This is a genomic window from bacterium (genome assembly GCA_022616075.1).
In the GTDB taxonomy this organism is placed as follows: domain Bacteria; phylum Acidobacteriota; class HRBIN11; order JAKEFK01; family JAKEFK01; genus JAKEFK01.
The window spans coordinates 1-3,830 of sequence record JAKEFK010000280.1; the positions used below are offsets into that span (position 1 = coordinate 1).

6 protein-coding genes are annotated in these 3,830 nt (G+C 48.0%); all 6 read left to right on the forward strand.

What is annotated here, in order from left to right; genetic code table 11:
- Positions 1-926, forward strand: a 926-nt coding sequence (locus L0156_23010; protein MCI0605866.1) for a hypothetical protein, incomplete at its 5' end; no start/stop codon positions are given.
- The gene (locus L0156_23015; GenBank protein ID MCI0605867.1) at positions 923-1,375 is read left to right on the forward strand and encodes a hypothetical protein; all 453 of its coding nucleotides are present in this window, start codon (positions 923-925) and stop codon (positions 1,373-1,375) included. The genes L0156_23010 and L0156_23015, both read left to right, overlap by 4 nt.
- Before the next feature lie 4 nt (positions 1,376-1,379).
- Positions 1,380-2,216: a CRISPR-associated RAMP protein Csx7 gene (csx7, locus tag L0156_23020; protein MCI0605868.1), complete on the forward strand. Its 837-nt coding sequence runs from the start codon at positions 1,380-1,382 to the stop codon at positions 2,214-2,216.
- Entirely contained in the window at positions 2,209-3,129 is a 921-nt protein-coding gene (locus L0156_23025; protein ID MCI0605869.1) for an RAMP superfamily CRISPR-associated protein, read from the forward strand. Before csx7 ends, L0156_23025 begins: the two co-directional genes overlap by 8 nt.
- Positions 3,126-3,626 (forward strand): hypothetical protein, encoded by a 501-nt coding sequence (locus L0156_23030; protein ID MCI0605870.1) that lies wholly within the window; start codon positions 3,126-3,128, stop codon positions 3,624-3,626. Before L0156_23025 ends, L0156_23030 begins: the two co-directional genes overlap by 4 nt.
- Positions 3,623-3,830: hypothetical protein (locus L0156_23035; protein MCI0605871.1), on the forward strand; the 208-nt coding region annotated here is incomplete at its 3' end. The genes L0156_23030 and L0156_23035, both read left to right, overlap by 4 nt.

Genomic DNA, 3,830 nt, shown 5'->3' on the forward strand with positions numbered 1-3,830 from the left:
AATGTGAGGTCGATCGAAAAACAGATACTCCCGCTTCAAAGTTCTATATGCAACGTAATGAGAAATACACGAGCCCAAGGGTGTATATCAAGCGGCTTTCGCGCACTGCGGTATCGCGTCATCGCGCCACGACAGGAGAAGGCCTTCTTCACACCTTGGAAGTCATGACTGACCGTATGGAACTGGATGAGGAGGAATCTGCCGGCTCAAAAAGACAAATCGCGTCGGTCTTCCAAACACAAATTGTTGCCGATGAATGTCTCATTCCTGTTCTAAAGGAACAGCTACCAAAGATATTTTCTGTTGGCAGCGGACGATCCAGAGGGATGGGCAAAGTTCAGTTCAAGTGGAACGATGAGCAGCCATTTTCTGCCGCAACTCTTAACAGGTTGCCCGAGCTCTTGCGAATGATTTCTCACTCCGAGGCAACAGGTGAGGATGCAAATAAAGAGACACGCGACGATGATCTCACAGACAGGTTAATCAGGTTCAATACATATCTCAGAAAAGAGCGCGAGGCATACGACATCGCAAAACAGTTGCAGCCGGACGCGGCATTATACTTCACGATCGATCTTCTCTCTGATGCCATTCTCGTGGATGACGGCGCCCCGACACTTGCGCTATTCCCCAATATGTTCTTAAAAAAATTCGGAGGAAGTATTGATCTTGTTCACTCATACGTTGAACCAAGGATTGTTCGGGGATGGTCTGAAGCACACGGCTTACCCAAACAAACCATGCTCGCCTCTAGAATGGGCGGAGTTTTTCTTTATCGAGTCAAAACGAACCATCCGGACGATATAGAAGAAATTGTAAAGATGCTAGCTGAAATTGAAACCATTGGTGTCGGACTTTTTACAGAAATCGGTTACGGACATGTGCGCGTTTGTTCTCCTTTTCATAGGGAGGTAGAACCGGTATGAATGACTCAAAATATAAGGTGCTTGTGACACAGCAGGTCGATCTTGCAATGAATCAAATCATTCAGGACATGAAGACCTGGACGGAAAAGACAAACTTTACGAATCAACAATGCGAACTTTCGGCGTCCCAATTGAGCAATACGCTGGGTGTTGCGGCAGCGACAAAAAGCGTCGAGGTTGTTCTTGGCTATATCGAATATCAGATCGGTCGCGACAACTCCAGAAGGAGCTGGGGCTGGTCCAACTTTGGGGATCAGTTGCTTGCACAGTTGCGCGCGCTCGGGTCGACTGCGGAAGGGATCGTTTCCATTGCTGCGCAACGTTCAGGACTGACACTGTCTGATGAAGTGAAAAAGAAAAAAGATGAGGAGGCCTGGATGGAGCTCATGCGTCAATATCTGGGACAAATGCGGCGTTATTTTGTCTATCGAAAGAAAAAGGAGCGATGAAATAATGGCAGAACATGATTTTTCAAAATTTGGAAGTCGGCTTCGTCTCGCAGGAACGCTTCAGGTTGTCACAGGGCTTCGTATTGCCTCGGGAAGCAGTTCCGGCGCCACCGGCGCCGATATCTCGGTCGTCAAAGATTTGCAGGGATCCCCCTATATTCCGGGGTCTTCATTTAAAGGTGTACTGAGGTCCGCTATTGAGAGGATTGCCCGATCAATCGACAAACGACCTGCACTCTGGTCCTGCCCTGATCCGCTCGATGATGATCAGAGGTGCGTGAGTAAAGATCATATGAAGGATTTGCGCGATGAGTTCAAACGGGATGAACAGGGCCTCAGCGATAAAGTTTACGAGGAATCCTGTACAACATGTAGTTTGTTTGGGTCTTCCTGGTTGTCTTCAAAAGTATTGATCAAGGATATGCTGCTCGTGGGAAATTGGAACCAGGGTTATCCAGTGAGAGATGGTGTTGGCATCAATCGCGATACCGGAACCGCGCATGAGGGGGCATTGTACTCGTACGAAATTGTGCCGCCAGGGATTCGTTTCGAATGCGAGATCCTGGTTGAAAATGCTGCGAATAGTGAACTGGCATTGTTATTTCTCGGTCTTCGAGAGATCCAGAGTGGACGGATCCAGCTTGGTGGAGGGCGTTCGCGTGGTCTCGGCTGGGTGATGCTGGGACCATGGACTGAAACTGAATTCGTAGACGCCGGTGATCCTGGCTCGCTTCTTTCCTTTCTTGATTCAGGTAAAGGGGAGCCGTTCAGTGAAGAAAAGATAAATCAAATCGTTCGGAAACAGCTGGAAATTGCTTTTTCGCGAGATCAACATGCATAAAAAAATTATCAATCAACTGGAGCTTCAGTTTGATCTTGTCCCAACCGGGCCGCTTCTGATCAAATCAGGCCGTGACGCGGGGGCCGATCCAACAATACCGGATATGAATTTTGTTCGAAGTCTGCATCCTGAGCTGGGCGAAACGGTGTACCTGCCGGGAAGCAGCCTGAAAGGGTTACTGCGAGCGTACTGTGAAAGAATCGGAAGGACGCGCAAAGTGTCCGACTGCGATCCTTTTGCCGGTTCATTTTGCGGCAGGAGGCTTGAAAAGGAAAAATCAGAATTGAAGTGCTATGCGCGCTCCTGCGCCATTTGCAGAATCTTTGGAAATACGGTGCTGGCGAGTCATCTCGCGATCACAGACGCTTATCCCGCATCAAATACAGCCGTTGCTGCAAACAAGACAGAGGAGCGGGACGGTGTTGCTATCGATCGGTTCACGGGAGGTGTCGCAGTAGGACCATTCAACTTCGAAGTTGTAGTAGGCGGTCTATTTCAAACGAAATTGCTACTCAGCAACTTTCAGTTCTGGCAAGTCGGCTTGCTTGCCATTGCTCTGCGGGACATCAAGCAGGGATTTGTCCCGTTAGGTTTCGGCAAATCTCGCGGACTTGGCTCTATCACTCTGAATTTTAAAAGTTTGAGATTTGTGTATCCTTTCACAGGCAAAAATGATGATGTTTCAGCATACGCCTGGAGCACCGGCTCGTTTGAGTCGGAAGACATAACAGCGTATGACCTGATAAAGGAAGATAAATTGAGCCTGAATGGTCTGGAAACAGTAGTGGAAGAACCAGGGGACTACGGCAGAATCGTGATCACCGTAATTGAGAAATCGATTGAAGATCTGCTGAAAAGATGTGCAGCGTATTGGGCTCGCTATGCGGAGCTGAAACACCACAAAGGACAATGAATCAAGGGTTTGTTTATTCAACAGATGTGCAGAAAGTGAATCTGACGCAACTGCTGGAGTCATTTCAAAACGAGCTGGACTTTGTGACTCTGGAAAGAATAGACGATATTCGATTTGAAAAATTTACTGCCAATTCGCTGCAAAACAATTTTCCGATCGGGAGAGCCTTTGGCAGTTCCATAGAAATCCGGTGGAGGCAATCAGAACCGGACTCCTTTTCGGTTCAGGTTCTGACAGAGAAAAATGAGCTTGATTTAAGCGAGTGGCCCCCTTCGGCCGAGTACGCGCTGGGAAAAATTCAATCTCTTCTCCTGTGGGGAGAAAACAAAAACAAGAAAAAAGAGGATCAATGGATTGCAGTGCGTTTGCCGAAGCCGATCTCTTATCCGCTACCGGGAGCGTGGCGGGTGCAGGTTGTCGCTCAAGAATATATCAAAAACGGAATCGTACGATTCCTGCGCTTTAGAGAGTTAAAACCAAAAGGTGAAGAAGTATGAAATTTAACCAGGAACGACTTCCCCCGCCCTATGGGTTCATTTCCACAGAGAAACCGCGCCGGGACAAGGTAGAAGGTCATGATCACTTTCACTCTGACTGTCGTCACGGTTATCTCATTTATGAAGTTACTGCGCTGTCCCATATACATATCGGTACAGGAACTTATGCCCATCAAGAGGCCGCCGGAAGGAGCAAAAATCTCG